The sequence below is a fragment of the Luteolibacter yonseiensis genome, from assembly GCF_016595465.1.
Lineage (GTDB): Bacteria > Verrucomicrobiota > Verrucomicrobiia > Verrucomicrobiales > Akkermansiaceae > Luteolibacter > Luteolibacter yonseiensis.
In genome coordinates, this window is record NZ_JAENIK010000011.1 from 160,274 (window position 1) to 185,268 (window position 24,995).

General features: G+C 59.8%; 18 protein-coding genes and 2 tRNA genes. 14 read left to right on the top strand and 6 right to left on the bottom strand.

Features of this window, described 5'->3' with window-relative positions:
- Positions 1 to 2: 2 nt before the first annotated feature.
- Entirely contained in the window at positions 3 to 2,390 is a 2,388-nt protein-coding gene (gene rnr, locus JIN84_RS10405) for a ribonuclease R (protein WP_200350983.1), read from the bottom strand.
- Positions 2,391 to 2,571: 181 nt separating this feature from the next.
- Here rnr and JIN84_RS10410 point away from each other — a divergent pair, with 181 nt between their 5' ends.
- Positions 2,572 to 3,165 carry a type II secretion system protein gene (locus tag JIN84_RS10410; protein WP_200350984.1) on the top strand — a complete coding sequence of 198 codons (594 nt, stop codon included), beginning with the start codon at positions 2,572 to 2,574 and terminating at the stop codon, positions 3,163 to 3,165.
- A 118-nt stretch (positions 3,166 to 3,283) separates the two neighbouring features.
- Here JIN84_RS10410 and JIN84_RS10415 read toward each other — a convergent pair whose 3' ends face one another.
- From JIN84_RS10415 to JIN84_RS10425, 3 genes are all read right to left on the bottom strand, one after another.
- Positions 3,284 to 4,702 (bottom strand): DUF7133 domain-containing protein, encoded by a 1,419-nt coding sequence (locus JIN84_RS10415; RefSeq protein ID WP_200350985.1) that lies wholly within the window; start codon positions 4,700 to 4,702, stop codon positions 3,284 to 3,286.
- A 189-nt stretch (positions 4,703 to 4,891) separates the two neighbouring features.
- Positions 4,892 to 6,298, bottom strand: coding sequence for a PA14 domain-containing protein (locus JIN84_RS10420; RefSeq protein ID WP_200350986.1), 1,407 nt, complete (start codon positions 6,296 to 6,298; stop codon positions 4,892 to 4,894).
- Positions 6,299 to 6,450: 152 nt separating this feature from the next.
- A complete protein-coding gene (locus tag JIN84_RS10425; protein ID WP_200350987.1) occupies positions 6,451 to 7,779 on the bottom strand; it encodes an N-acetylmuramoyl-L-alanine amidase in 1,329 nt (442 codons plus the stop codon).
- A gap of 82 nt (positions 7,780 to 7,861) precedes the next feature.
- Here JIN84_RS10425 and JIN84_RS10430 point away from each other — a divergent pair, with 82 nt between their 5' ends.
- The 12 genes from JIN84_RS10430 to rpoC all read left to right on the top strand — a co-directional run bounded on the left by JIN84_RS10430 (position 7,862) and on the right by rpoC (position 22,024).
- Complete coding sequence (locus tag JIN84_RS10430; RefSeq protein WP_200350988.1) at positions 7,862 to 8,659, top strand: TIGR00282 family metallophosphoesterase; 798 nt, start codon at positions 7,862 to 7,864, stop codon at positions 8,657 to 8,659.
- Between the two features lie 209 nt (positions 8,660 to 8,868).
- A tRNA-Thr gene (locus JIN84_RS10435) sits at positions 8,869 to 8,943 on the top strand.
- Between the two features lie 48 nt (positions 8,944 to 8,991).
- On the top strand, positions 8,992 to 10,176 hold the full coding sequence (gene tuf / locus JIN84_RS10440) for an elongation factor Tu (RefSeq protein ID WP_200350989.1): 1,185 nt from the start codon (positions 8,992 to 8,994) through the stop codon (positions 10,174 to 10,176).
- Positions 10,177 to 10,272: 96 nt separating this feature from the next.
- Positions 10,273 to 10,348: transfer RNA gene (locus JIN84_RS10445), tRNA-Trp, on the top strand.
- Positions 10,349 to 10,404: 56 nt separating this feature from the next.
- Positions 10,405 to 10,614, top strand: coding sequence for a preprotein translocase subunit SecE (locus JIN84_RS10450; protein WP_234043427.1), 210 nt, complete (start codon positions 10,405 to 10,407; stop codon positions 10,612 to 10,614).
- 47 nt (positions 10,615 to 10,661) lie between these two features.
- A complete protein-coding gene (nusG, locus tag JIN84_RS10455) occupies positions 10,662 to 11,231 on the top strand; it encodes a transcription termination/antitermination protein NusG (RefSeq protein WP_200350991.1) in 570 nt (189 codons plus the stop codon).
- A gap of 64 nt (positions 11,232 to 11,295) precedes the next feature.
- A complete protein-coding gene (gene rplK / locus JIN84_RS10460; protein WP_200350992.1) occupies positions 11,296 to 11,724 on the top strand; it encodes a 50S ribosomal protein L11 in 429 nt (142 codons plus the stop codon).
- Between the two features lie 93 nt (positions 11,725 to 11,817).
- Entirely contained in the window at positions 11,818 to 12,525 is a 708-nt protein-coding gene (gene rplA / locus JIN84_RS10465; RefSeq protein WP_200350993.1) for a 50S ribosomal protein L1, read from the top strand.
- A gap of 20 nt (positions 12,526 to 12,545) precedes the next feature.
- Positions 12,546 to 13,085, top strand: a complete 540-nt coding sequence (rplJ, locus tag JIN84_RS10470; RefSeq protein ID WP_200350994.1) for a 50S ribosomal protein L10 — start codon at positions 12,546 to 12,548, stop codon at positions 13,083 to 13,085.
- Positions 13,086 to 13,263: 178 nt separating this feature from the next.
- Positions 13,264 to 13,635 carry a 50S ribosomal protein L7/L12 gene (gene rplL / locus JIN84_RS10475; RefSeq protein ID WP_200350995.1) on the top strand — a complete coding sequence of 124 codons (372 nt, stop codon included), beginning with the start codon at positions 13,264 to 13,266 and terminating at the stop codon, positions 13,633 to 13,635.
- Between the two features lie 190 nt (positions 13,636 to 13,825).
- Entirely contained in the window at positions 13,826 to 17,773 is a 3,948-nt protein-coding gene (gene rpoB, locus JIN84_RS10480; protein ID WP_200350996.1) for a DNA-directed RNA polymerase subunit beta, read from the top strand.
- Positions 17,774 to 17,812: 39 nt separating this feature from the next.
- The gene (gene rpoC / locus JIN84_RS10485; protein WP_200350997.1) at positions 17,813 to 22,024 is read left to right on the top strand and encodes a DNA-directed RNA polymerase subunit beta'; all 4,212 of its coding nucleotides are present in this window, start codon (positions 17,813 to 17,815) and stop codon (positions 22,022 to 22,024) included.
- Between the two features lie 138 nt (positions 22,025 to 22,162).
- Here the strand turns inward: rpoC and JIN84_RS10490 are convergent, their stop codons facing one another.
- On the bottom strand, positions 22,163 to 22,942 hold the full coding sequence (locus JIN84_RS10490) for a PEP-CTERM sorting domain-containing protein (RefSeq protein ID WP_200350998.1): 780 nt from the start codon (positions 22,940 to 22,942) through the stop codon (positions 22,163 to 22,165).
- A 385-nt stretch (positions 22,943 to 23,327) separates the two neighbouring features.
- On the opposite strand from JIN84_RS10490, the gene JIN84_RS10495 reads away from it, so the two are divergent.
- Positions 23,328 to 24,023 carry a 3-keto-disaccharide hydrolase gene (locus tag JIN84_RS10495; protein ID WP_200350999.1) on the top strand — a complete coding sequence of 232 codons (696 nt, stop codon included), beginning with the start codon at positions 23,328 to 23,330 and terminating at the stop codon, positions 24,021 to 24,023.
- Between the two features lie 73 nt (positions 24,024 to 24,096).
- On the opposite strand, the gene ypfJ is transcribed toward JIN84_RS10495, so the two are convergent.
- On the bottom strand, positions 24,097 to 24,990 hold the full coding sequence (gene ypfJ, locus JIN84_RS10500; RefSeq protein WP_200351000.1) for a KPN_02809 family neutral zinc metallopeptidase: 894 nt from the start codon (positions 24,988 to 24,990) through the stop codon (positions 24,097 to 24,099).
- Positions 24,991 to 24,995: the final 5 nt, after the last annotated feature.

Genomic DNA, 24,995 nt, shown 5'->3' on the forward strand with positions numbered 1-24,995 from the left:
TTTTACTTCCGCCTCGGCCGTTTGGTCTTCTTCGACTTGTCGGTTTTCCCTGGCTTGCCCGGGTTCGCGTAGCGGCCTTCCGCGCGCTTCACCGCGGGTCCGGCCTTGCCTGCCGGCTTGGTATGCGGCTTGCCTTGTTTCTTCGCGATTTTTTTCGCCGGCGTCTTGATGGAGACGTGGGTGCCCTCGCTGGTGGGTCTGCCTGCCACGGCGAAGTCCACGAAGCGTTTGTCGAAATCGATGTTCGTGACACGCAGCGGGATGCGCATGCCGAGTTGCACGACTTTCCCGTCGGTCGAGACCCAGGCCTTGCGATGCGCCTCAAAAAACCAGCGACCTGGCGGCAGATCTTCACGCTTCACCACCCCGCGCACTCCCATGTCCGGAATTTCGACCATCAGACCCATCGGGCGGACGTCGGTGATGAGTCCGTCGAAGAGCGGCGGATCGTCCGACTTGGAGACGCGGTCCAGGTATTCCATCAGCTTGATCTGTTTCGTCTCGCTTTCCGCATCGGAGGACTTGCGCTCGGTGTCGGAAATGTGGCGGGAGATCTCCTGTAATTCGGCGAATGACGGCGTCCTGTCGTGCGGTTTCGGCGCGTTTTCCAAAAGGGGTTGCAGCGCGCGGTGGACGATGAGGTCCGCGTAGCGGCGGATGGGGCTGGTGAAGTGGCAGTAGTCCTGCTTCGCCAGACCGTAGTGGCCGACGGGTTCCGCGGAATAGGCGGCCCGCTTGAGACTTTTCAGCAAGCCCAGCTTGATGACGTGTTCCTCGGGACTGCCCTTGGATTCATCCAGGAGTTTCTGGATGTGGTCACGGTTCGTGAGATCGCCCGGGCGGTAGCCGTGCTGTTTCGCAGTCTCGGTAAAGTCCTTGAGCCGCGACGGATCGGGGTCGTCGTGGATGCGGTAGATCGCGGGTTTCATGCGGACCTTGAGAATTTTCGCCACCGCCTCATTGGCGGCCAGCATGCATTCCTCCACGAGTTGGTGGCTTTCCGTATGCACGACCGGTTCGGCCGTGCTGGCGCGGCCCTGGTCGTCAAGACGGACCTTGATTTCGGGCATCTCCAGGTCCAGCGCTCCGTTTTCGAAACGGCGCTTGCGCATGGCGGAGGCGAGATTCCAGCCTTCCTTGACCAGTCCGGCGAGCTGCGGGTCCGAGCCCTCCGGCGCCGGCTTGCCGTCGAGGATCGCCTGTGCCTGTTCGTAGGAAAGCTTCGCCCGGCTGTGGATGACGGCATCGATGAATTTCGCCCGCGTGATTTCCCCGCCGTGGGAGATTTCCAGAAGAGCGCATTTCGTCAGGCGGTCCACGTCCGGCTTGAGCGAGCAGATTCCGTTGGAGAGTTCGGTCGGCAGCATGGGCAGGACACGGTCCACCAGATAGGTCGAGTTGCCGCGTTCGATGGCTTCCTGGTCCATCGGGCTGCCGGGCTTGATGTAATGGGAAACGTCCGCGATGTGGACGGCCAGGGTCCAGCCCTTGGCGTGTTTTTTCAACCAGATCGCATCGTCATGGTCCTTCGCATCCGCAGGGTCGATGGTGATGACCAGCTTGTCCCTCCAGTCCTTGCGGCGGGCGATCTCTTCCGGTTCCGGTGCTTCCGGTACGGCGCGGGCCTCCGCGAGCACCGCATCCGGAAACGACGTACGCAGGCCATGCCGGTGGATCACGGAAATGATGTCCACACCCGGGTCGCCCGGCCAGCCCAGCACTTCGACGATGCGTCCGCGCGGGTCGTTGTTCCGGTCGATCCATTCCTCCAGCACCACGACGACCAACTGCCCCGGCATGGCGGTGGTGTCGCCGATGACATCCACACGGCCTTCGATGGCCTTGTCGTCACAGTCGATCCAGCCGAAGCCGCCTTTTTTCCGATAGGTGCCGACGAGTTTGCCGGAACGGCGCTCGATGATCTCCACCACCCTGCCTTTCATCTCATCCGCCTCGTCGGACGAGAATTCGCTGCGCGTGCGGAACGGACGCGGCACGGCCTTGATGATCGAGACGCCCACGCGGTCTCCGTCCAGCGAGGTGGCGGTGTGGCGGCGGTCGATGAAAATGCGGGAATGCAGCGTGAAATCGATGCCGCTGGCGAGATTCTGTTCGTCCGTGAGATCCGGGAAGAAGTAGGCGTGGCCTTTCGGGTGGAATTTCAGCGTGCCGGTGAGCTGGTCCTTCGGCGCGGAGGGAAGCAGGTAGGTGTTTTTCTTTCCCTCCTTGAGCTGGCCCTCCTTCACAAGGGTATCGAGTGTGCTGCGGAGCTCGGCGATGCGGGTGCCGGGCAGCTTCAGGCCGCGGGAGAGCTGCGATTTGGAAAGGGGATTGCCATTTGCGGAACGGAAGGCGTCGAGGATGGAATCTCGCAGATTTTTGCCGGGCATGCTGCGAGTCTGTCGCTTCCGCGCGCGCGCCGCAACGGCAAAGGCGGAAGAAAAAAGATTGCGGTCAAACAAATGTGCAATACCGTGTTTACCATGTGAATGCGGAACGCGATTGAGTCATTGTCATCCGCAAAAAACTCGTATTTGCTCCGCATTCGTGAAATCTACCACAAATCCCGCAATGAAAACCCGCCTCTCCCGCCGCCAGAACGGCTTCACGCTCGTCGAGCTTCTCGTCGTCATCAGCATCATCGCCGTCCTCGCAGCGGTCGGATTCGCCGCGGGGAACATGGCCATCCAAAAAGCGCGCAAACTCACCGCCCTGGCCGCCGCCACGAGCATCGAGTCCGCGGTGAACAACTTCTACGCCGACTACGGCAGTCTTCCTAAAAACCTCAATTCCGACACAGAGGTGGATACGAGCATCGACACCGAATTCCTCAATGTCCTTCTGGGTTGGGAGCCCACCTCCGGGACCGTGCTCAACTCGAAGGGCATCCGCTTCCTTACGGTGAAAGAAGGCAAGGGGAAAAAAGGCGGGCTGATGACCACCGGCGGTGGCACACAAAGCGCGCAAGGCCTCTACGATCCATGGGGCGGCGGTTACAAGGTCATGCTTGACGGCGATTACAATGAAATCATCACGCCACAGCCCAAGGGCGGAGCAAAGGCAACCACCCTCAACGGCAAACGCGTCGCCGTCTGGAGTGACGGTGCGGATGGTGTGGATGGAGCCGGCACGTCTTCCGACGACGTGAAGACCTGGGGCAACTGAACAATCTCCTGCTAAAAACCCAAAACCAAACCCCGCCCGGCGTCTGCCGTGGCGGGGTTTCTCGTATCTGGTGGAAAGCCTGGCGGAACGGTGGTTTCCCGATCGGATCAGGCGGGGTTTATTTGGGAATCTCGTTGAGCGTGTACCAAGCATCGGGGTGCCATAGCGCGTCGCCGTCCAGGGATCTGACGCCTTTGGAACTAAGATGGTGGACGTGGCCGCGCACGAGTCCGTCGATTTTCAACCGCACGGATTTCTTGTCAGGTGAGACGGTCGCGGCGGTGATCTGCGGGTTGGCCTGATCCACTTCCGGGCTGCCGTACTCGGCTTGGTAAATGTAGGTGAAGGCATCCATCGCGTAGCTTTTGGGATCGGCTGCGGTGGCGGGATCGACGGGACCGGTGAAATTCAGGGTGAAGCCATCGCGGTTGGCGGTCATGGTCTGGATTTCAAACGGGGTTTTGCCGGTCCATCTGACGCGTTCGAAGGTGAAGGGCTTGCTGCCGCGCGAGGCCCAGCCGCGGTTGGAACCGCCGACGAACAAGGTGCCGGTTTCCTGATCAAGGCGGACGGGGATGAGGCCGGCTTCGAAGTTTTCGAGGAAATGGAAAACCGCTCCTTGGTAGAGCCCGTTGACTTTCTCCAGGCAGACCCTCTGGACCTGTGAGTGCGTTTGCTCGCCGACGAGAAGCTGCTTTTCCCATGGGCCGAATTTTCCCCCGGTCTGGTCACAGGCGATGCCGGTGGGGGACTGGCCCACCTTGCCATGGGGAAAGATGACCGCCGGCGGGATGAATTCCGGATGCTTGGTGCGCTCCTTGAGGATGCGGGATTTGTCGTCCACCTCGGGTGGCGCGGGGAGATTGGCGAGCTTTGCGAATTTGTTTCCAGAAGGATTGCCTTGGAACGAGCCGGGTTTGAGCCATTTCAGCGAGGACGAACCGTTCCAGACGCCTTGGTTGTCGGTGTAGAAAGTGTCGCCGTCGGCATTGAATCCGATGCCGCCGGGTGAGCGGATTCCGGAGCAGGTGGGGATCATTTTCCCATCCGGAGTGACACGCAGGCACCAACCGCGCCAATCCGAATCCGCGGTGAAGGAGCCGGTGAGGCATAGCACGAGCCAGATGTCGCCATTCTTGTCCGGCGTGCTGCCGAAGGTGTATTCGTGGTAGTCGCCCTTGATGCCCCAGTCGGAGCAGATGGTCTCGAAGGTGTCGGCGAGACCGTCGTTGTCGGAGTCCTTGATCCTGGTGACTTCGGGACGCTGGGTGAGCCAGAGGGCGCCGTCTTTCCAAAACATGCCGAGGGGTTCGTGGAGGTTCTGGGCGAATTTTTTCCAGGTGACCTTGCTGAGATCGTCCCCGTAGGCACCGCTGCAGATCCAAAGGTCGCCCCGGCGGGTGGTGACGGCGACCTGCTTGTCCGGCATGAGCGCGATGGAGCCGATCTCCATGACTTCGCCGGGAGGGAGAGGGATTTCCTCGCGGGTGTAGTAGTCGCTTTGGGGAGCGGCTTGGAGAGACGTGAAAAGGAACATCGAACATCCAACGTGGAACATCGAACGCTGGAAGGAAGAGAAGTTCTGGAACATTTGCTGGGAAGAGTGATTGGGTTTTTGGAGCGCGGAATTTACTCCGCGCTAGGGCGGATTCGTGCTGGCGGGTCTGGTAACGACGAATGGATTGGTGGGAAAAATGGAGATCGGGGCGGTGAATTCCGGTGTCCGTTATTTCCAGCGGTAGGTCAGGGTGACCGGTTGGCCGGAGTTGAGCTGGAGGGAGGTTTTTCCATTGGCCCCGTCGATGGTCAGTTCGGGTGGCTGGGGAATCTGGATTTCCAGGGATGGCCCGGTGATGCTGAGTTTGCGGACGAGCGCGCCTGATTCCGCAGCCCATGAATCGCGGAGGATCTGTTGGCCGATCTGGACGATGAACGTGGGATTTCCGGCGGGATCGAGCTTATAGCCTTTGAATCGGGCGCTTGTCGGAAGGGTGCGGGACTTGTTGAGAGCGACGACATTTTCTCCGGCAGGCGGGTTGTTGTCGGTGCCGCGTTCGACCCATTTCGGTCCTCCGTCGATGAACTTCCCGGTCCAGAGCAGCTCGGGGGCGAGATCATCGGCCGAGTAGGCGAGATTCAGTCCCCCGGGGAAACCCACGCCGATGGCTCGGGGAGTGGTGCCGGTGATGAAATTCCGGTAAATGACGGGGCGGTTGCCGACGGCTTCGATGGGGATGGGCTCGCGCACTTTCGGCTGTTGGGCCTTCTCGTCGGTGAGCCAGTTCCATGGCGCGTCGCCGGGGAGTTTCCAGCCGAGGGCGATTCCCTGCTTGTCGGAAAGTTCGAGGAATTCAAGGCGGAACTTGTGGGAGCCTTTGGTGAGTTTGATTTTTCCCTTGCGGACGCGGGAGCCGTTCATCGGGCCGGCGCCCTTGATCTCGGTGACGGTTTTCCCATTGAGGATCACGGCGGCGGCATCGTCCGCATCCAGGAGGAATTCGTATTCGGCATCGGCGGGTGCTTGGAAATCGGCGGTCCAGACGATGGCGAAATCGTCCTCGAAGGGGGAATCCTTGAGGGAAATGATGCCGTCATGCTCTTCCTCGACGTTCGCGGCCTTGAGAGTGGAGAAATCCGGCAGGCTGCTCCATTTTCCGGAGTAGGCTTGGGACAGGAGATTGGTGAGGACGGTTTTTTCGAGCGGCAGCGGGTGGAGCTTGAGGATTTCCTCGGAGGTCCATGGCGCGTTGCGGTCGGAGACGGAGGCGCGGATGGTTTTGACGAAATCCGGGGTCACCGCGGCGGCCTGGTTGCCCCATGAGCTGCGGACGTAGGTGAGGATGGCGGCGATCTGGTCGTCGGGAAGGACCGCGCCTTGGGGAGGCATTTCCAGATTGTAGGTTTTTCCAAGGACGTCCACGGGGCCGGTCAGGCCTTTCAGCACGACTTTCACCGCGCGGTCCGGATCGCCCGCGAGCCACGGGCTTTCGGCAAGGGGTGGGAACGTCCCGCCGGTGGCGCCTTTTCCGTCGGCTCCGTGGCAGGCGGAGCAATAGAGCGTGAAAAGTTGCTGGCCGTCCTGGGCGAGGAGCGGACCGGCGGCGCAGAAAAAGAGCAGTAGCCGGGAAATCATGGCAAGTGGTGTGTGGGTTTATCCGGCGGCGTCATCCGCGTGGAGTTCACACACTACGAAGCGATCTTCCGGGTTTGATCCCGAGATTTGCGGCGATGATTTGATGAAATGCGGCGAATGGCAAAGCGCGAGCTTCCCGGATCCTTTTGGCCCTATTCCGCGACCTTCGGACGGGACGAGTAGTGCTTCACCAGACCGGCGCAAAGGGCGTCGGCGTACTCCCGGAAGATGGATGGCCGGAATCTGCCTTGGATTTCCTTGTATCCATCATAATCGCCCGCCTGGATGCGGGCATAGTCGATGGTGGAGTTCATCACGTAAGGTTCCATGAAAATGACCGGGCAGTCGTAAAGGCGGTTGGCAAGAAGATTGCGGATCCAGAGGTAGGGTTGGCCGGGGACTCCACGGACATTTCTGTTCTCAGGCAGATAGGTATATGCCGGAAGCCCGCTGATCTGGGCGAAGGTGTTGGCGACGGTGGATCCTACAAGAACTTCCTCCTGGTGGGTGCGCTGGAGGAGTTTTTGCAGGAGGGCGAAGCGTTGGTCGGCGAGAAGCACTTCCTCATCGTTGTAGGCCCCGTTGAGGATGAGGTGGAGATGGGTGCGGTCGATGAGGGTGGGCTGCAGAGGGTTTCCCCATGCCTCGGCATTGAAATGAAGGCAGAGGACGAGGTCGGGCTTGAGGGTCTTGTTGACGAGTTCCGCGCGCGAGCGGATTTCCGCGGTGCGGTAGAAGAGCCGTTCGGCAAGTTTTTGCAGAGCTGCGGGAGAATCCGGTGGGGAGCCGGAATCCCGGGCGAGGGATTGGAGCGCGTCCGGACGAAGTGGGGTGACGGGTTCGAGCTTTTCGCGCACGAGGGAGATGGTCGCTCCCATCGCTTCCAGACGGGGCTTGAGGAGTTTTGCGACAAAGAGAGTCATGTCGCCCTCCATCACAGGGGTGCCGGTGCCGAGGGTGAACCAGCGTTCCTCCATCTTGGCCCATTCCCCGCCGATATGGCCGGCATCGATGGCGATTTTCAGGCCTGCCAAAGGCTTTTCCGCCGTGGCGGGCGGCAGTTCGGCAGTGGTGCGCCAGTGGCGCGAGGCCTGGATCTCCTCACCGGGAGAGGCGAAACTGAGGCGGAAAACCTCGCCCTCCGGAGAACCGTCCATCTTGATGAGAGCCTCGTGATCGGTAAGCGTGATACAGGTTTTCCACGCCTCTCCGGTGGTGAAAATGGTGGTGAGGAGTGTCTCGAAATCGCTACGGGTGATGGTTTTTTGGTAAACCTCAAGTGCCTGCCAATCAGGCTGAGCGGCGAGCATGGAGAGGGCGGGGGACGGTTCCGGTGGCTGGGGAGCCGGGATCCGCGCGGTGGGTCGGGGATCCGGTTGCCGCCGTGCCGGCGATTGTCGCACAAGCAACAGCGGGATGAGCGCCGCCGAGGCGATCAGGATGAGGGCGATCGGGAAGAAGCGCTTGGAGAACAGGATCATTCAGGAAATAGGATTGTCGGGGAGGGGAGGAATGTGGAGCTTTGTGACGGAGCGGGATACAACCATACGCTCATCTGATTTTATGCCAGCGATTCGTATTTTATTTCTCGGTGACGTGGTGGGGGAGCCCGGACGCAAGGCGGTGATCGAACAACTGCCGCTTTTGAAACAGTCGGAGGGGCTCGATTTTATCATTGTGAACGGGGAAAACTCGGCTGGCGGCAAGGGGATCACTCCGAAAATCGCGATTGATCTCCTGCGCGCCGGTGCCGCCGTGATCACCACCGGAGACCATGTGTGGGACCAGCAGGAGATCGTCGATTATTTCCCGACGGAACCCCGGTTGTTGCGTCCCATCAACTATCCCGAGGGAACGCCAGGCAAGGGCAGTGTGGTTTTGGAAACTTCCAAGGGGAAGGTGGCGGTGATGCAGGCGCAGGGGCGTTCTTTCATCCAACCGCCGCTGGAGAATCCCTATCTGGCCGCGGAAAAAGAGGCGGAGCGGTTGCGGGCGGAGGGTGTGATGGCGATCGTGATGGATTACCACGCGGAAACGACGAGCGAGAAGATCGCCATGGGCCGGATGCTCGATGGCAAGGTGTCGCTCGTTGTTGGAACCCATACACATGTCCAAACGGCGGACGAGAGCATTTTTCCCGGCGGGACCGGCTATCTGACGGATGCGGGGATGTGTGGACCGGAGGAATCCGTCCTGGGCCGCAGCATCGAGTCCGTGGTCTGGCGGTTCAAGTCCGGCCTGCCCACCCGTTTTCCGGTTGCGAAGGGGCCGGTGAGGCTTTGTGGCGTCATTGTGGACGTCGACATGGAAAACGGCGCGTGTCTGGCAATAAAAAGGCTCTCATTGTTGTTGCCGGAATGAGTGGATTGGCCGTGGCAAGCCCTGCAAATTCAATAGATTCAGATAAATTTCCTTTTCACGGAGATTTTTTTTGACAGAGTGATCGGCTTTGTTACTGTCCCGCCGCTCTTCCCCACAACAAGTCAGGGGTGCCGCGCCTGGTCTCGCTCTATTATGAGATTGGTCGCGGTGTTTTTGTCGGGTGAAGGAGAGCACAACATGTCCAGATTGCTCGCGTAGCTCAGGGGTAGAGCGCATCCTTGGTAAGGATGAGGTCGGGGGTTCAATTCCCCCCGCGAGCTCCAGGGCATTTTGAAAAAATCTCAATCGTCTCAAGCAGAACAACAACCACCATGGCTAAAGAATCATTCCAACGCAACAAGCCGCACGTAAACATCGGCACGATCGGTCACGTTGACCACGGCAAAACCACCCTCACGGCGGCGATTACAAACACGCTTGCAGACAAGGGCCTCGCACAGAAGAAGAGCTATGCGGACATCGACGCCGCTCCCGAAGAGCGTGAGCGCGGCATCACCATCAACACCGCACACGTTGAGTACGAAACCACCAAGCGCCACTACGCACACGTGGACTGCCCGGGACACGCCGACTATGTGAAGAACATGATCACCGGTGCCGCCCAGATGGACGGTGGTATCCTCGTTGTTTCCGCTGCTGACGGCCCGATGCCACAAACCCGCGAGCACATCCTTCTTGCCCGCCAGGTCGGCGTTCCTGCCCTCGTTGTTTTCATGAACAAGGTTGACCTTGTTGACGACGAAGAGCTTCTCGAGCTGGTTGAAATGGAAGTCCGCGACCTCCTTTCCTCCTACGAATTCCCAGGCGACGACATCCCGATCGTCAAGGGTTCCGCCAAGGCGGCTCTTGAAGGCGACGCCGCTCAGATGGAGAACATCATGAAACTCATGGATGCGGTTGATTCCTACATCCCTGAGCCAGAGCGTCCGATCGACAAGACCTTCCTCATGCCGATCGAAGACGTGTTCTCGATCGAAGGTCGTGGAACGGTCTGCACCGGCCGTGTCGAGCGCGGTATCATCAAGAAGATGGAAGAAGTCGAAATCGTTGGTATCCGCGACACGCAGAAGACCACCGTCACCGACATCGAAATGTTCCGCAAGCTCCTCGACGAAGGTCGCGCCGGTGACAACGTCGGTCTCCTCATCCGCGGTCTCAAGAAGGACCAGGTCGAGCGTGGCCAGGTCATCGCCAAGGTCGGCTCCGTCAAGGGCCACACGATCTTCAAGTCCGAGATCTACGTCCTTTCCAAGGAAGAAGGCGGCCGCCACACCCCGTTCTTCTCGAACTACCGCCCGCAGTTCTACTTCCGTACCACGGACGTGACCGGCAGCATCAAGCTTCCGGAAGGTGTCGAAATGGTGATGCCTGGTGACAACATCAACCTTGAGGTTGAGCTCATCACCCCGATCGCCATGGAGCCAACCATGCGTTTCGCGATCCGCGAAGGTGGCCGTACCGTGGGTGCGGGCCGCGTCGGTGAGATCATCAAGTAAGTTCAAGCAACGAGGCTTCCCGCGGGTTTCCGCGGGAATGCTGGACTCCGGGGCATCCCGCCTTAAAACGGGATGCCCTTAAGTCGCCTCAAAAAAACGGAAGTAGCTCAATTGGTAGAGTAGCGGTCTCCAAAACCGTTGGTTGTGGGTTCGAGTCCCACCTTCCGTGCCATTTTCCTCTCAGTCCCACCGTCAAACGACCACATGTTTTCCAAAATCTCAAATTTCTTGGGCGAAGTAAAAGGAGAGCTCCGCAAAGCGAGCTGGCCTTGGGAATCGGACCCGAAAATCAAGGGGATCAAGAAATACAAGGAGCTTGTTGACTCGACGATCGTCGTGCTCATCGCGATGGTTCTTCTCGCTGGCTTCGTCCAGTTCTGGGACTTCTTCCACGTTCTGATTGTGGGCTTTTTCACCAACTTCGACTTCGGCCGCTGATCCGGCAGGCCGATCGTTTTTTCATTTTCATCTCCGACCGACCCGTCATGTCAGAAACCAAACCATTCCGCGACCAGTGGTACGTTGTCCAGGTCCTTTCCGGCCAGGAAGGCAAAGTCCGTGACCGGATTGCCCGCAACGCCGAAGCCGAGGGAATGACCGAATACATCCGCGAAGTGCTCGTCCCGACCGAAATGGTCTCCGAGATCCGTCGCGGCAAGAAGACCGAAACGAAGAAGAAATTCTTCCCGGGCTACATCATTGTGAACATGAACCTCGCCACCGAGGACAACCAGCTCGTCGAGAAGACCTGGTTTTTCATCAAGGAGATGGAAGGTGTCATCGGTTTCGCTGGAACCAAGGACCGCCCCGCGCCGATGCGTCCGCGTGAGGTGGAAGCGATGCTTTCGCAGATCAAGGAGCGCGAGGAGAGCGTGCGCCCATCCATCAGTTTCGAAGTCGGCGATACCGTGAAAGTCGCCGACGGACCATTCCAGAGCCAGAACGGCATCGTCGAGGAAATCGACCCGGAACGCGGCAAACTCCGCGTCTCGGTCACCATCTTCGGACGCAGCACGCCGGTCGAACTCGAATATTGGCAGGTCGAAAGAGCATAATTCTCTTTACCTGCGCTCCCGAATATACAACCACCCCTCTCCCGCAAGTTAACCGCATCTATTTATGGCCAAGGAAGTCGTCAAACTCATCAAGCTCCAGATCAAGGCTGGTGCCGCCAATCCATCACCTCCAGTGGGCCCAGCCCTCGGTCAGGCTGGTGTCAACATCATGGCGTTCTGTAAGGAATTCAACGCGAACACTCAAGCCCAAGCCGGCGACGTGCTTCCTGTGGTGATTTCGGTTTACAAGGACAAATCGTTCTCCTTCATCACCAAGAAGCCCCCCGCCGGCAACCTTCTCAAGAAGGCGGCAGGTCTCGCTTCCGGCTCGAAAGAGGCGAACAAGATCAAGGTTGGCAAGATCACGAAGGCCCAGCTCATGGAAGTCGTGAAAATCAAGATGCCCGACCTCAATACAAAGGATCCCGAGGCAGCCGCCCGCATTCTCGCGGGTACCGCCCGCCAGATGGGCCTCGAAATCGAAGGCTACTGAAAATTTCGCCGGAAACTTCTGATGAGGTGACCGGCACCCGCAGGAGGGAAACGCATCCCGCGCTCCCCGACCGAACTGCAAACTGATACTGAAATGTCCAAATTCCGCAGCAAACGCTACAAACAGGCAGCCGCTCTTGTCCAAGCCGGCAAGAACTACTCGCTCACCGATGCCATCTCGACCGTCAAAGGTTTCCCGGCACCAAAATTCACCCCGACCGTGACGCTTTCCTTCCACCTCGGCGTGGATCCCCGGAAGAGCGACCAGATGGTCCGTGGTTCCGTCTCCCTGCCGCACGGCACTGGTAAAAACGTCCGCGTCGTCGTCTTCGCCCAAGGTGCCGCCGCCGAGGCCGCCCGCGCCGCCGGTGCCGAGCACGTCGGTTACGAAGACCTCATCGCCAAGGTCCAGGGCGGTTTCACGGATTTCGACTCCGCGATCGCCACTCCGGACGCCATGACCGAAGTCCGGAAAATCGCCCGTGTCCTCGGACCCCGCGGCCTGATGCCGAACCCGAAGACCGGAACCGTCACCGACGACACCGCCAAGGCCGTGCGCGAGGTGAAGGCCGGACGCATCGACTACAAGCTCGACAAGAACGGCAACGTTTCCGCCTCCATCGGCAAGTCCTCCTTCGAACCTGCCCAGCTTGAGGAAAACGCACGCGCCCTTGTGGACAGCGTCGTCCGCGCCAAGCCCGCATCCGCCAAGGGCAACTACATCCAAGCTGTGACACTCGCCGCTTCGATGCTCCCCGGCATCCCGCTGGAAGCCGCCACCTACACCAAGGCATCCGCTTAATCCCAGGCCCGCCAACGAAAATGAATCCAGATAAGAAAATCATCATCAACGGCCTCTTGGATCGCGTCAACGCGTCTCCTTACCTGATCGTCATCGATTACACCGGCCTCACCGTGCAACAATTCACGGAACTCCGCAACCGTCTCGGTGCGGGTGGTGCGAGCTGCACCGTCGCGAAGAACAGCTACATGCGCAAGGCTCTCGCCGAAGCCGGTCTCCCGGACATCGGTGCGGACCTCGTCGGCCAGATGGCCTACGTCATGGGCGACTCGGAAGTTTTCGCCGCGGCGAAGGCGATCAAGAATTTCGAAAAGGAATTCAAGAAGCCCGAGATGAAGGTTGGCATCCTTGGCAACGCGGTCCTCGACACCGCGGCGCTTCAAAGCATCGCCGACATCCCATCCCGCGAAGCGGTTCTTTCCCAACTTCTCGCAACCATCCTCGAGCCTGCGACCCGCATCGCCCGCGTGGTCAAGAACAAGTTCGATCCCGATGGCGACGATTCGGCGGAGTCCACGGAAGCACCGGCTGCCGAAGCCGAGGCCGCGCCTGCCGAATAACAAATTCACGGTAGCGGCGGCCGCAAACCGCCGCTACTTTCAAAAAATCTGAACTGACGGTGGGGGCGGCTCCCAAACCCACCCGAACCCATAATGGTTCCTCGTCGGAGCGGCGGCTGCCGCCCTGAAATCTCCGGAGGCTCCGGAGGCGACGATACCGCACAAGGAGAATACAAAAATGGCTAACATTGATACACTCGTAGAAGAACTCGGCAAGCTCACCGTTCTGGAAGCTGTCGCTCTTGTCAAACAACTCGAAGAAACCTGGGGCGTCTCCGCCGCTGCACCAGTCGGCGTCGCCGGTCCTGCTGCTGTTGCTGAAGTCGTCGAGGAGAAGACTGAATTCGACGTCGTCCTCACCGACGCCGGCGCAAACAAGATTGCCGTCATCAAGGCAGTCCGCGAAGTCGCTCCTGGCCTTGGTCTCGCCGATGCGAAGAAGCTCGTCGAGAGCGCTCCCGCAAAAATCCTCGAAGGCGTTGCCAAAGAGGCTGGCGAAACCGCCAAGAAAAAGCTCGAAGAGGCTGGTGCCAAAATCGAACTCAAGTAACACCTTTCAGACGATTCCCGGGGCGGAGAAATCCGCTCCGGGAATTTCTGTCGTGACCAGCGAGAGAACCTGATAAAAATAACTAGATTTTCCGGCTGATTCCGACATCACTTTCCAACGCTTGATCCACCCTGCCTGAGACCGTTCGCGGCTCGGGCTCAATTTGTAAGATAGAATACCACTAAACGCCATGGCTGAACGTCTCTATTTCGGGAAATTCGAAGAAGTCATCGAGCCACCTAACCTCATTGAGGTTCAGAGTCGCTCCTACGATGAATTCCTTCAGAAGGAAGTGCTCCCCAGCGAGCGCGCGGATGCGGGCCTCCAAGCGGTTTTCCGCGAGGTTTTCCCCATCAAAAGCTACGATGAAGCCATCGAGCTTGACTTCGTTGCTTATGACATCGAGGACCCGAAGATCACCTCGCTGGACTCGTTGCGCAACAGCGAGAGCTTCAGCGCCGCCCTGTACGTCACCTTCAAGCTGAAGGACGAGACCGGCACGAAAAAAGAGCGCGTTTACATGGGTGAACTGCCGATGATGACACGCCGTGGCACGTTCATCATCAACGGCGCCGAGCGGGTCATCGTTTCCCAGCTCCATCGCTCGCCTGGTATCTGTTTTGAGACTTCCCAGCACTTGAATGGAAAACTTCTCCATTCCTTCCGCATCATTCCGGATCGTGGATCCTGGTTGGAAGTGCAGTTCGACACCAACGACCTGCTTTACGTCTATCTCGACCGCCGCCGCCGCCGCCGCAAGTTCCTTGCCACCACCTTCCTGCGTGTGCTCGGCTACCCGACCGACCGCGACATCGTCAGCCACTTCTACTCGCCCGAGTCCCTGCCGCTCAGCGAGTCCATGGATGAAGGCGAACTCGGCCACAAGGTTCCTTTCGAGGACATCCTCGATGGCGAGCTCACCGTCGCCAAGGCCTACGAGCCGCTCACCATCGGCATCGTCCGCCAGCTTCTCGCGCTCGGTCACAAGAACGTGGAGGTCATCGACGGCCGTGAGGATGAAATCCTTCTCAAGTCGCTCCGCAAGGATCCAGCGAAGGACGAGGAGTCCGCGCTCAAGGACATTTACCGCAAGCTCCGTCCGGGTGACCCGCCGACGGCTGCGAACGCCCGCGCGCTCCTGAAGCGTCTCTTCTTCGATGCGAAGAAATACGACCTCACCCGCGTCGGCCGCTACAAGATCAACCAGAAGCTCGGCATCCAGGTGGATTCCGACCAGCGCATCATGGTGCCCGAGGATTTCCTCGCCGCCGTGCGTTACATCCTGAAACTGAAAAAAGGCGACGGTGTCATCGACGACATCGACCACCTTGGTTCCCGCCGCGTGCGTGCGGTCGGCGAACTCCTTGCCAACCAGTGCCGCGTGGGCCTTGCCCGCACGGAGCGTCTGGTCAAGGAGCGCATGACCCTTTTCGATGTGAACATCGAAGGCATGACACCGCAGAAGCTCATCAACCCGAAGGCGCTCTCCGCCGTCGTGCGTGATTTCTTCGGCCGTTCGCAGCTTTCCCAGTTCATGGACCAGACGAACCCGCTCGCCGAGCTGACGCACAAGCGCCGTCTCTCCGCGCTCGGACCCGGCGGTCTGAACCGTGACCGCGCCGGCTTCGAGGTCCGCGACGTGCATCCGTCCCATTACGGCCGGATCTGTCCGATCGAGACCCCTGAAGGTCCGAACATCGGTCTGATCAACTCGATGTGTACCTACGCCCGGATCAACGAATTCGGCTTCATCGAAACCCCTTACCGCCGCGTGGTGGACTCGAAGGTCACCAACGAGATCGAGTATCTCACGGCCGACCAGGAGGAAAACTTCCTCATCGCCCAGGCGAACAACCCGATCGACAAGAAGGGCGCTTTCCAAACCGAGCGCATCACCGCCCGTGAAAAGGGTGGCGAGTTCATCGAAGCGCTTCCGACGGAGGTGAACTACATGGACGTCTCGCCGAAGCAGCTCGTTTCCGTGGCCGCCGGTCTGATCCCGTTCCTCGAACACGACGACGCGAACCGCGCTCTGATGGGTTCGAACATGCAGCGCCAGGGCGTGCCGCTTCTCGTTTCCGAGTCGCCGCTCGTGGGCACCGGCCTTGAAGGAAAAGCCGCCCGCGATTCCCGCGCCGTGGTTGTTTCCGAGGCTGACGGCATCGTTGCCGCCGCCACCGCGGAAATCATCGTCACCACTCCGGATGGAAAACTTCCGGTTTCCGACGAGAAATTCCTCTCCGACGCCGAGTCCGTGAAAACGAACATCGACAAGGGCATCATGGCCTACCCGCTGCGGAAGTTCATGCGCTCGAACGCCGGCACCTGCATCAACCAGAAGCCGATCGTCAAGCTCGGCCAGAAGATCAAGAAAGGCCAGGTGCTCGCCGACGGACCGAACACCGAAGACGGCGAACTCGCCATCGGTCGCAACGTCCTCGTCGCGTTCATGCCTTGGAACGGCTACAACTTCGAAGACGCCATCGTCATTTCGGAGCGCGTGGTGAAAGACGATGTCTACACCTCCATCCACATTTCCGAATTCGATGTCGCCGCCCGTGACACCAAGCTCGGACCGGAAGAAATCACCCGTGACATCCCGAACGTCGGTGAGGACGCCCTGCGCAACCTCGACCACGACGGCATCATCCGCATCGGAGCGGAAGTGAAACCCGGCGACATCCTCGTCGGCAAGATCACTCCGAAGTCCGAGACGGAACTCGCACCGGAAGAGCGCCTCCTGCGCGCCATCTTCGGTGAGAAGGCCGCCGACGTGAAGGACACCTCGCTCCGCGTGCCATCCGGCTGCATCGGCATCGTCCAGGACGTCCGTGTCTCCCAATCCGGCTTCGCCAAAAAGCGCCAGGAGAAGGTGGATCCGGTCGAACTCAAGAAGACGCTCAAGAAGATCAACGACGAGCACAAGAAGAAGGCCGACAAGCTGACGGACGACCTCACCGAGCGTCTCTCCGACATCCTTCTGGGTGAGAAGATTCCTCTCGACGTGGTCAACGCGCAGACCGGTGAGATCATCATCCCAGCGAACCGCAAGATCACCAAGACGCTTCTCCGCAAGCTCGCCTCCGTCCACGACCACATCGAAATCGATCCTTCCCCGATCCGTAACAAGATCCTGGAAATCATCGGCTCCTTCGAAGGCCGCTTCCAGGAGCTCGATACCGAGCGCGAGCGCAAGCTCGACTCGCTCGAGTCCGGAGACGAGGTCGATCCCGGCGTCATCAAGGAAGTGAAGGTCTTCATCGCCGCCAAGCGCAAGCTGTCCGTCGGTGACAAGATGGCCGGTCGTCACGGAAACAAGGGGGTTGTCGCCACCATCGTTCCCGAGGAAGACATGCCGTTCCTTCACGACGGAACACCTGTCGACATCTGTCTCAACCCGCTCGGCGTGCCATCCCGGATGAACGTCGGACAGGTTCTTGAAACCCACCTCGGTGTCGCGGCCAAGGCTCTCGGCTTCAAGGTCGCCACCCCGATTTTCGACGGCATCAAGGAAGATGTCATCTGGGACTTCATGTCCAAGGCCAAGAAGGTCGATGGCGTGAAATGGATCGGTGACAACGGCGAACTCCGCGAGCGCAAGCCCGGCGAGAAGGAAGGTCCCGGCTACACCTGGATCGGTGACGGCAAGGACGGCACCACCGGCGGCAAGTCGACCCTCTATGACGGCCGCACCGGCGAGGCGTTCCACAACCCTGTCGTGGTCGGCATGATCTACATCCTGAAACTCGGCCACTTGGTTGCCGACAAGATCCACGCCCGTGCCGTCGGACCATACTCGCTCGTCACCCAGCAGCCGCTCGGTGGTAAGGCGCAATACGGTGGCCAGCGCTTCGGGGAAATGGAAGTGTGGGCGCTCGAGGCATACGGTGCCGCCTACACCCTTCAGGAACTCCTCACCGTCAAATCGGACGATGTCATGGGCCGGACCCGGATTTACGAGGCCATTGTCAAGGGCGACAACAACCTCGAGGCCGGCACTCCTGAATCGTTCAACGTGCTCATCAAGGAAATGCAATCCCTCGGACTCGACGTCCGTCCGGGTCGCAAGGGCTCGACCCATGGCTCCGGCATGACCGGTGGCCTGGACGACTACTCCCTCGATGACCTCACCCTGTAATTTAGAACCGCGAACCCCAACCCTGACCCAATACCTAACATGAGTGTCGATAACAACCTTCGCGAACTATTCGGCGTCGACGAGCGCCCAGAGGCATTTGACCAAGTCTCCATCACGGTCGCCTCTCCGGAAATCATCCGTTCCTGGTCCAAGGGCGAGGTGAAGAATCCGGAAACCATCAACTACCGGACCTTCAAGCCTGAGAAGGGCGGTCTCTTCTGCGAGCGGATCTTCGGACCCACCCGCGACTGGGAGTGCGCCTGCGGCAAATACAAGCGCATCAAGCACAAGGGCGTGATCTGCGACCGCTGCGGCGTCGAAGTCACCCTGAGCCGCGTGCGCCGCGAGCGCATGGGCCACATCGAACTGGCCGTGCCGGTTTCCCACATCTGGTTCTACAAGTGTATGCCGTCCCGCATCGGCCTGATGCTGGACATGAGCGCCCGCCAGCTCGAGCGCGTCATCTATTATGAAGACTACGTCGTCACCGAACAGGGCAACACCGCCCTCGAGGTCGGCCAGCTTCTCACGGAAAACGAACTCCGCGAGGCGGAGGACACTTACGGCGACGGCTCGTTCCAAGCATCCATGGGGGCTGCCGCCATCCAGGAACTGCTCCGCCAGTGCGATCTTCCTTCCCTGATCGTCAAGCTTGAGGAAGAGCTCGGAACCACCCGTTCCAAGCAGAACAAGAAGAAGCTCTCGAAGCGTCTCAAGATCACCCAGGGCTTCCACCAGTCCAACTCGCGTCCCGAGTGGATGATCCAGACCGTTCTCCCCGTGATCCCGCCGGACCTCCGTCCGCTGGTGCCACTCGAAGGCGGCCGTTTCGCCACCTCCGACCTGAACGACCTGTACCGCCGCGTCATCAACCGTAACAACCGCCTCAAGAACCTCCTGCTTCTCAAGACGCCGGAAGTCATCATCCGCAACGAAAAGCGGATGCTTCAGGAGGCGGTGGACGCCTTGTTCGACAACGGCCGCCACGGCCGCGCCGTCACCGGTGCCGGCAACCGCCCGCTCAAGTCGCTTTCCGACATGCTCAAGGGCAAGGGCGGACGCTTCCGTCAGAACCTTCTTGGCAAACGCGTGGACTACTCCGGTCGTTCCGTCATCGTCGTCGGTCCCGATCTCAAGCTCGGCCAGTGCGGTCTTCCGAAGAAGATGGCGCTCACCTTGTTCGAGCCCTTCATCATCCGCCGCCTCAAGGAGCTTGGCTACTGCCACACCGTGCGCTCGGCCAAGAAGATGATCGACCGCAAGACCACCGAGGTCTGGGACATCCTCGCGGAAGTCACCAAGGGTCACCCGATCCTTCTCAACCGCGCTCCGACGCTCCACCGTCTCTCGATCCAGGCCTTCGAACCGAAGCTCATCGAGGGCGAGGCCATCCGCGTCCACCCGCTCGTCTGTACCGCCTACAACGCGGACTTCGACGGTGACCAGATGGCCGTCCACGTGCCGCTTTCCATCGAAGCGCAGATGGAGTGCCGCCAGCTCATGCTCGCGCCGAACAACATCTTCTCGCCGGCATCCGGACGCCCCGTGACCGTGCCGACGCAGGACATCATTCTCGGCACGTATTACCTTACCTGGGCCGGCATCCGCACCCAGAAGGACCGCGAGAAGGAAGAGCACCTTCCGCTGTTCGAAAGCGCTTCGGAAGTCGAGTTCGCGCTCGCATCCGACAAGATCGACTATCACCAGTGGATCCGCGTCCGCAACCCCGACCACGGCAAGAACACCGTCTTCGGCTACAAGGGCGAGGAACTCACCGACAAGGACCGCAAGGAACTCACCCCGCTGGAGCAGGCGCTCCGCCAGGGCAAGATCATCGAGACCACCCCGGGCCGTGTCCGCTTCAACGAAATCTGGCCCGAAGGCGTTGGTTTCATCAACCACAACGTCGGCAAGAAGCAGATCGGTGACATCATCTGGCGCTGCTACCAGGTCGCGGGCAAGCCGAAGACCGTGCAGGTCCTCGACCTCCTGAAGAACCTTGGTTTCCGCGAGGCGACCCGTTCCGGAACCTCCATCGGTATCGTGGACATGGTCATTCCAGAGGAGAAGACCGAAGTCATCTCCAAGGCTTACGAAGAAGTCGAAAAGGTCACCAAGCAGTACCGCAACGGTGTCATCACCGACGGCGAGCGCTACCAGAAGGTCGTCGACGTCTGGACCCAGGCCACCGACACCATCGCCAACGCGCTCTATCGCAAGATCGAGTTCAACGAAGGCAAGAAGAAGGCATCGCCCCTCTTCATGATGGTCGATTCCGGTGCCCGTGGTAACAAGTCCCAGATCAAGCAGCTCGGCGGCATGCGCGGTCTGATGGCCAAGCCTTCCGGCGAGATCATCGAACGCCCGATCATTTCGAACTTCCGCGAGGGTCTCTCCGTGCTCGAGTACTTCATCTCGACCCACGGTGCCCGCAAAGGTCTTTCCGACACCGCGCTCAAGACAGCCGACTCCGGTTACATGACCCGTAAACTGGTCGATGTCGCCCAGGATGTCATCGTCTTCAAGCAGGATTGCGGAACCGCGAACGGCATCACCGTCGCCGCCATCTATGACGGTGACGAAGAGGTTGCCTCGCTTTCCACCCGTATCTACGGCCGTGTCTCCTGCGAGCAGATCAAGGATCCCGTCACCGGCGGTGTGCTGGTGGAGGTGGACGACGTCATCAACGAAGTGCAGGCCCGTTCGATCGAGAACATCGGCGTGCTCAAGCTCAAGATCCGCTCCGTCCTCACTTGTGAAGCCGAGCGCGGCTGTTGCGCGAACTGTTACGGCCTCAACCTCGCGACCGGTCTTCCGGTCAAGATCGGTGAAGCCGTCGGCATCATCGCCGCCCAGTCGATCGGCGAGCCCGGCACCCAGCTCACCATGCGGACCTTCCACGTCGGTGGTGTTGCCGCCGCGACGTTCAAACAGCCGATCATCAAGGCCAAGAACAACGGTCGCGTGGTTTACAAGGACCTCCGCACCGTGCAGGCGGTCGACGGACACTGGGTCGTCCTCAACAAGAACGGTGTCATCTCCATCCGCGACAAGGACGGTCTCGAGCTCGAGGCCCACAACATCGTCATCGGTTCGGAAATCTCCATCAAGGACGGCGAGGACGTCAAGAAGGGCGACGAGTTCGTCAAATGGGATCCTTACAACGTGCCGATCCTCACCGAGAAAAACGGCAAGGTCGAGCTGCGAGACATGATCTCCGGCATCACCGTCACCAACGAGGTGGACAAGGAAACCGGCAAGAAGGGAATGGTCGTCACCGAGCACAAGGAAGACCTCCACCCGCAGGTCGTCATCATCGACGAGAAGACCCGTGAGGTCAAAGCGAGCTACTCCATCCCCGTCGGCGCCCACCTTTCCGTCAAGGAAGGCCAGGTCGTCACCGCCGGAACGCAGATCGCCAAGACTCCGCGGAAGGTTGCCCGCACCAAGGACATCACCGGTGGTCTTCCACGGGTGGCCGAGCTTTTCGAAGCCCGCAAGCCCAAGGACTCCTGCGTCATCGCCAAGATCGAAGGTGCCGTCTCCTACGGCGGCAACGTCCGCGGCAAGAAGAAGGTCATCATCACCCACGCCGAGACCGGCGAACAGGTCGACCACCTCGTCCCGATGGGCAAGCACGTGGTCGTCACCGAAGGCGACCTCGTCAAGCGCGGCGACCAGATCACCGAAGGGCCGGTGTCGCCGGAAGATCTGCTCGAAGCTTGCGGTGCCCAGGAACTCCAGGAGCACCTCGTCAACGAGGTCCAATCCGTCTACCGTGTCCAAGGCGTGGAAATCAACGACAAGCACATCGAGGTCATCGTTCGTCAGATGCTCCGCAAGGTGAAGATCACCGACCCGGGCGATGCCGACCAATACCTCTGGGGTGACCAGGTCGACCGCTCGAACTTCAAGCGCATCAACGCCGAAATCGTTGCCAATGGTGGCAAGCCCGCCGAGGGCGAGCCTGTCCTGCTTGGCATCACCAAGGCCTCGCTGGAAACCGATTCGTTCATCTCCGCCGCCTCGTTCCAGGACACCACCCGTGTTCTCACCGAAGCAGCGACCCTCGGACGTGTCGACTACCTCAGCGGCTTCAAGGAGAACGTCATCATGGGCCACCTCATCCCTGCCGGCACCGGATTCCATCACCACCGTGAGGCGGAGTTCGAGTTCACCGTCGAGGAGCCGGAGCCGATCATCGTGCCGAAGGAAACCTTCGACGACGATGAGGACGCCGCGACCGCGTGACGTGAACCGGCCCCTCCGGCCTGTCCGTTAAACCTCAAAACCAAGCCCCGGTCCGCATGATGCGGGCCGGGGCTTTTGGTTTCATCACCGTCATGCGAACGGAACGGGTGGATCCACCTCAGGGACAGGACCCGGGCGTCAGGCCCTGCGGCGCTTGGAGCAGAGGACGAACGCTCCGATGCCGCCCAGAAGGAGGGCCGAAGGCTCGGGAATGGCGGGCATCATGCTGGTGACCGGCACACCGTTGACGAATTTCATGGAATTGGAGGGCAGCAGATCCAAGCGTTCACCCGGGTAGGTTCCGTATGGGGCGACCCGGTCCGTATAGTTGTCTGTTTCGAAACCTGACTTGCTCATGTTGGTGAAGGTGATCCTGTTCCATGTTGTTCCACCGGTTCCGAGAATGTTGACGAAGGCGTAGGCCTGCGTGTTGTTCATTCCGCGGAATGGGCCATCCACCGGGTTGCCATGGTAGTCCGGCGCGGCCGCGACCTTTTCCAAAAGATTGCCGCTGGTGAACTGCGCGACCATCGTGGTGCCGGAGTAGAAGGTGATGACATTGTCGGTGTCCGCACCCGACCACCAGAAGCCGAAACAGGAATGGTTGCCCATGAGGGTCAGCGTGGTGATGGGAAGGCTGGCGTAGGACTGCACGGAATAGTTCGAACCACCCGCGCCTCCCCATTTGTCAGCCGCCTTCACGTGGAGTTGGTCGAAGGTCCCGACGCCGGTCCAGGTGACGTTTTTCATCCGTCCGGGGGCAAGCGTGTTGAAATCAAAAACCGAGGTTCCGGAGAGGGTGGAGGTGGTCCGTCCGGCTTCCTCCGCATACGCCACGATGGTCTGTGCGGAGCGGGCGGAGGTCACCATGAGGGCGCTGGCGGCGATAAGGTGGAACACGGTGTGTTGGAATTTCATATGGGAAAGAGTCTCATGGTTCCTCCTGCTCCGGAATTACGCCGGAGCGTAACGCGACGTTACGCCAAGGCGTGGGGAGTCCCTGCGGGATGACGTGGGAAGCCCAGGCTCCGTGCCCTGAAATGGTGTCCGGGATGATCCATCACGGCCCGGCAGGAGGGTGTTTTTACGCGGAGGACGTGGCCCGGTCATCGCACGCTTGTCCTGCGTTTCTGGCTTGGTGACATCGGTATGAGAAGGATCGAGGGGGCTTGGATTCATTGGTGGCGTGGCTGTTTTTGAACCAGGGAAAACGTGGGGGATGATTCCCATTCCTTGCCAAAAAGCCCTCAACGAGTATCCGTAGTAACAATCCGCCCATCAGGCGCGTAAACTTGCCACGAACATGAAATCCATCCTTTTCCTCAGCCTGCTGTCCGCTCTCGCCCATGCGGGAAGCCAGAACCTCTTCAACGGCAAAGATCTCAGCGGTTGGGAAGGAAATCCCGATCTCTGGTCCGTCAAGGACGGCGCCATCACCGGCACCACCACCTTGGAGAAGCCCGCGGCATCCAACACCTTCCTCATCTGGAAGGGTGGCGATGTCTCTGATTTCAAGCTGACCCTGAAATACAAGATGACTCCCGGCGACGATAAGAAGTTCGTCAACAGCGGTATCCAATACCGCAGCAAGGTGGTGGATGCGGCGAATTGGGTGGTCGCCGGCTATCAGGGGGATTTCGAATACGGCAGCACCTACAGTGGCATCCTCTACGAGGAAAAGGGCCGTGGCATCCTCGCCCAGCGCGGACAGAAGGTCAAGATGACCCAAGGCGGCGATCCTTCGAAGCCCAACCTCGAAGTCACCGGCGAGACGGGCAAAAGCGATGAGATCCAGGCGGCCATCAACAAGGACGATTGGAACGAATACTCCATTGTCGCCAAGGGCAAGACCGTCCGCCATTACATCAACGGCAAGCTCACCATCGAGGTGGAGGATGACACCGACGAAGCCGCGAAAAAAGGCGTTCTCGCCCTCCAGCTCCATGCCGGACCTCCGATGCAGGTCCAGTTCAAGGACATCGTGCTCGTCACGAAGTGACGTGATTCCGGCAGCTCGATCTGGTCTCCCGTATTGATTCAAGCCCCGGAGCGAAAACTCCGGGGCTCTTTTGTTACAAATTCCGGTATGGAATCGAAAAGGTATCGCCGTCTTCGATCCGCCCGCTATCCAGGCCTTTCTTGAACCAGCGCATCCGCTGTGCCGAGGTGCCATGTGTGAACGAATGAGGAACCACCCTGCCCCGGGTCTGCTTCTGGATCGCATCGTCACCAATGGCGTTCGCCGCGCGCATTGCTTCCTCGATGTCGCTGCTGTCCAGCTTGAGCTCATCCTTCGAATGATGGGCCCACACCCCGGCATAAAAATCCGCCTGCAGTTCCAAACGCACCGAGTATTCGTTGTAGTCCGGTTGTCCCTGTCTGGCGGCCACCTTGTCGGACGTGCCCAGCAGCTTCTGCACATGGTGTCCCACTTCATGTGCGATCACGTAAGCCTGTGCGAAATCCCCGGGTGATCTGAACGTCCGCGCCAGTTCGTCATAAAAACCCAGGTCGATGTAAACCTTCCGGTCTCCCGGACAATAGAACGGCCCCATCGCCGCGCTGCCCGTTCCGCAGGCCGTTTGGACCTGTCCCCGGAACACCTTCAATCTCGGCAGTTCATACCGCCGCCCATGTCGTGCGAACTCTTCGGTCCACACATCCTCGGTTTCCTTCAACACCACCTCCACGAAATCAAATCTTTCCTGCTCCTCCGGGCTCACCTGGACCTGTTGGGAGCCTCCCCCGGATGGTCCGCCGCCCAGAAGCATTCCGGGATCCACGATTCCCATCTTCCAAAGCACTCCTCCAACCACCACGGCGGCCAGGATTCCCTTGAGCCCGAACACCCGGCCGATCATCATCAGTAATCCGAATCCTCCACCGCCCCCACCGCCGAAGCCTCCGGACCGTTCGCCGCGGCCATCCTCCACATTGTCACTTCCGCGTCTGCCTTTCCATTCCATAGGTG